Source organism: Microbacterium sp., assembly GCF_052102115.1.
GTDB lineage: Bacteria > Actinomycetota > Actinomycetes > Actinomycetales > Microbacteriaceae > Microbacterium.
Genome location: NZ_JBQDVP010000109.1, coordinates 1 through 3,944, shown reverse-complemented (window position 1 = coordinate 3,944; position 3,944 = coordinate 1). Strand labels below are relative to the sequence as shown.

Genomic DNA, 3,944 nt, shown 5'->3' with positions numbered 1-3,944 from the left:
GGAAAGCCAACGACGAGGAGAAACACATGCCGACGCCCAACCCACAACAGATGACCGCCTACCGAGACAAGACCGAACTTGCAGTAGAACAGTTCGGCGACAGCAGCGCAGCTCCGGTGCTGCTCATCCACGGAGCCGGCAACTCACTGACGGCCTGGCCACCATCCTTCTGTGCCGAGCTGGCTCAGAACCGCCCAGTCATGCGCTACGACACCCGCGACGCTGGCCAGTCCACCACCTGGCCGGTCGGCGAACCCGGCTACACCCTGCCCGATCTGGTCGAGGACGCCAGCTCAGTGCTCACAGCCACCGGTCGCGACAGCGCACACGTGGTCGGGGTATGTCCATGGGCAGCGCGATCGCCCAGTTGCTCGCGCTCGATCATCCTGCACAGGTCGCGTCGTTGACTATCATCAGCGGCACCCCCGGCGGACCGGGCCATGAAGCCGCAGATCTGCCGGAGATGACGCCGCAGATGACCGAGGTGTTCAGCACCGAACCGGAAGAGCCGGACTGGTCCAATCGCGAGGCAGTGATCCGCTACCTCAGCGAAAGTGAGCGTCCGTTCCAGGGCGAGGCGTTCGATGAGGACCACCAGCGCGCAATCGCCAGCGCCACCGTGGAACGAGCACAGAATCTGGCCGCGAACCTGACCAACCACTTCATGATGGACCCGGGATCCCCGTGGCGGCAACGACTCGGCGAGATCACCGTCCCGACCCTCATCCTGCACGGCGACGCCGACCCGCTCTTCCCCGCCGAGCACTCCGAAGCCCTCGCCCGCGAGATTCCCGGCGCGCAACTGCACCTGCTCCGCCGCATGGGCCACGGTTTCCCACCACCTGCCTACTGGCCCGAGATCGTCCCCCTGCTTGAACACCACTTCGGCACTCAGACCAACTGACGAGACTGCTCACCGAGCATATCCGTCAGACCCCGCGTGAGCTCACCGATCTGGCGATTATGATTCCGTCGCTCCGCTCAGCTCAGCTCAGCCGCCGCCGCCATCCGCGGTGACGACGTACTTGCCGCCGTCGGGGTTGAAACGCATGGGCCGATCCGGATCGGGTTCAATGAGAATCCGCTCGCGCGAACCTCGTCGCCCACGAAACGTCGAGACGATGACGAGCAGCGGCTCACCCTCGAGCGGCACCCGCTCCGGGTCCGCCTCCATTTGCGCGGTGACGACGCGGGTCCCCTCCCGTGTCTCGAAGCCGACGCGAACCGAGAACTGGCTCAGATGGCTGATCCGGCTGTGTCGGAAATCGAGATGTTCGAGCCGCCCAGCGTAGCGCGTGCCGGTCGTACGGATCGCCACGATTCTCCGCTGCGTCCTCACCGCGAAACGTATCGAAAATGGAAGAGCGATAAGAAGCCCGAGCGCACCCACCGCGGCGACGCCGAGAAAGATCAGGAGAATCTCGGTGTCGGGCAGCTCCCAGTACTCCACGGTCGGGGGCGCGTGCCTGATGTAGTCGATGTCGATCGCGAGATGGATCAGAAGCGCGATGAAGAAGGCCGTGGTGATGACAGCCGCTGTGACGACTGCTGGAAGCCCGAGCTGTCCGTACTGCGCCATGGCACGCCTCGTGAACCCAAAGGTCGGGCCAAGGACGACCATCAAGACGACCGCGAGGACCACGATCACCCACCACCCCCAGTGCGTGGCAAGGTCTTCGACGGCGGGTGCTGCAATGGGAACGACGATCCTCGGAAGGGCAAGGAACGCGAGCCCGATCCAGAAGAAGAACGTGAAGGAGAGCCGGGCGATCATGCTCGCGGTGAAGCGCCCTGGTTGAGCGCCTGGCCTCAGGGACGTGATGCTCGAACCCCTGTGCTCGGTCGAGAAGATCGGCCCGTCGATCCACCACTCGCCGTGCGGATCGCTCGATTCGCACGGCTCGTGGGGCTCACCGATCTCGTGCGCACGGATTGCCTCAACGGGTTCCGTATGGACCGCGTTGGATCGATCTTCGTCGTGCGGCGGGGTGGCAGTCACAGGATCCTCCTTCGCCATCGAAGTCGGCGATCCGCTGTCGGTGTCGCTGATTCACTGCTCCGGTATCTGGATCGGAATGCTCTTCAGAATATCGGACTGTCAGCGTGCCCGTTCCTGGTTCCCCCGCGACTTCGGACTCGACACCACTGACATCAAGATAGCGACGGTCGTCATCGGCGCGGGCATCGACTCGTCAGCCGCTGGTGCCCGCCGTGACGCTTCTGGCTTTGGTCATGTGCGCGGGAGAATTCGTGTTCCGGTGTAGTCGGCGACTGCGGAAACTATCTTTTTCGCTGGCAGACCAGGCAACAATGTGAAGAGCGGTTCATAAATGCCATTCTTTTTATGGCTGAATTACAGCGAGAGCAAGGTTTACCTTCACGTCCATAAACTTGAAGTTCTCTCTGAAAATAGCCCGCCTGCCCGTTCACGTTGACGTACTGCGCGTCGAAGCTCGTACCGCCCTCAGCGAGCGCTTTTTCGAGTACGAATCGCACCTCGCCGAGCAGGCGCCGGACCGCCTGCGCCGAAAGCGCGCGGCCGTGCGTCTCGGGGTGGATGCGCGCAGCCCACAGTGATTCGTCGGCGTAGATGTTTCCGATGCCGCTGATGAGCGTCTGATCGAGCATGATCCGCTTGATCGCGCTGGACCGGCGACGTACAGCGGCGACGAACGCTGCATCGTCGAACGCGGCATCCAATGGGTCCCTCGCGATATGCCGCACCTGCGTCGGCACCAGGTCGGCACCGTCGGCGATCAGCGCGTCGACGGCCAGCGAGCCGAAGGTGCGCTGATCGGCGAAGACCACCGCGAGGTCGCCGTGCTGCGGATGCCGCACCCCCACGCGAATGCGCTCATGACGCTCGAGCGGCGCATCCGGAGTGCGCAATAGCATCTGCCCGCTCATCCCGAGATGTGCGGTGAGCGCTTCGCCCGATGGCGATGCATCCGCATGAGCGAGCGGCAGCCACAGGAACTTGCCCCGTCGCGCGGCGGAGATGACCGAGGCGCCCTCCAGCCGTCCGGCGAAATCCGCGGCACCGGCCGGATACCGTGTCAGAGCCCGATCGTCGAAGACTGAGACACTCGTGATGGTGGCGCCGGCGACGGCCGGAGCGAGTCCGGCGCGCACGACTTCGACCTCGGGGAGCTCAGGCACGCTCGCTCAGGGTGCGCCACACGCTGAGGGCGGCGGCCATCTCAGCCGTCTTCTTGCTCGTGCCGTCACCGGTCCTGCTGACATCGCCCACGGTGACCGTCGCCGTGAAACGGCGGTCGTGGTCGGGACCGGCGGCAGAGACCGTGTAACTCGGCGGCGCCGCGCCGAGGCGAGCGGCGAGCTCCTGCAGGCTCGTCTTCGGATCCATTGCCGCACCGTAGCGCTCCGGATCGTCGAGCAGCGGCGCGGTCAACCGCAGCACGAGTTCGGTGGCGGCATCAGGTCCCGCTGACAGGTAGGTCGCGCCGAACACGGCCTCCATGGTGTCGGCGAGGATCGAGTCCTTGTCGCGGCCACCGGTCTGCTCCTCGCCGCGGCCGAGCATCAGGTGCTCGCCGAGACCGATCGCCCGCGCAACCTCGGCCAGTGCGACGGTGGAGACGACGCTGGCACGGCGCTTGGCGAGCTGTCCCTCGTCGAGATCGGGATGCGTGGTGAACAGCATCACCGTCACAGCCTGCCCCAGCACGGAGTCGCCGAGGAACTCAAGACGCTCGTTGTGCGGGATGCCGCCGTGCTCGTAGGCGTAGGACCGATGAGTCAGCGCCAACGCAAGCAGCTCAGGGTCGATATCGACCCTGAGCTTCGCTGCGAGAGGCGCTGTCCCGGCGGGGACGTCCGTCACGATCGTGAGACCGTGATCAGATGTCGGCGACCTTGCGGCCCTTGTACTCGAGGAACAGCTCGGTGCCCTGCGAGTCGGTGACGACCTTCGCCTGGTGCGG

Annotated in this window: 5 protein-coding genes and 1 pseudogene; 2 read left to right on the top strand and 4 right to left on the bottom strand. The window is 65.1% G+C overall.

Annotated elements, in window-relative coordinates; all coding sequences use genetic code 11:
* Together ACTICP_RS16075 and ACTICP_RS16070 are read left to right on the top strand one after the other, a co-directional pair.
* A partial coding sequence (locus tag ACTICP_RS16075; RefSeq protein ID WP_441894082.1) for an alpha/beta fold hydrolase occupies positions 1 to 407 on the top strand: 407 nt, incomplete at its 5' end.
* Positions 347 to 904, top strand: a complete 558-nt coding sequence (locus ACTICP_RS16070) for an alpha/beta fold hydrolase (RefSeq protein ID WP_441894080.1) — start codon at positions 347 to 349, stop codon at positions 902 to 904. The genes ACTICP_RS16075 and ACTICP_RS16070, both read left to right, overlap by 61 nt.
* A gap of 87 nt (positions 905 to 991) precedes the next feature.
* On the opposite strand, the gene ACTICP_RS16065 is transcribed toward ACTICP_RS16070, so the two are convergent.
* The 4 genes and pseudogenes from ACTICP_RS16065 to ACTICP_RS16050 form a co-directional block, all read right to left on the bottom strand.
* On the bottom strand, positions 992 to 1,999 hold the full coding sequence (locus ACTICP_RS16065) for a hypothetical protein (RefSeq protein ID WP_441894079.1): 1,008 nt from the start codon (positions 1,997 to 1,999) through the stop codon (positions 992 to 994).
* Between the two features lie 281 nt (positions 2,000 to 2,280).
* A complete protein-coding gene (gene mutM / locus ACTICP_RS16060) occupies positions 2,281 to 3,159 on the bottom strand; it encodes a bifunctional DNA-formamidopyrimidine glycosylase/DNA-(apurinic or apyrimidinic site) lyase (protein ID WP_441894077.1) in 879 nt (292 codons plus the stop codon).
* Positions 3,152 to 3,844, bottom strand: coding sequence for a ribonuclease III (rnc, locus tag ACTICP_RS16055; protein ID WP_441894075.1), 693 nt, complete (start codon positions 3,842 to 3,844; stop codon positions 3,152 to 3,154). Before rnc ends, mutM begins: the two co-directional genes overlap by 8 nt.
* A gap of 16 nt (positions 3,845 to 3,860) precedes the next feature.
* Positions 3,861 to 3,944 (bottom strand): annotated as a pseudogene (locus ACTICP_RS16050) (50S ribosomal protein L32); the annotation flags it as partial.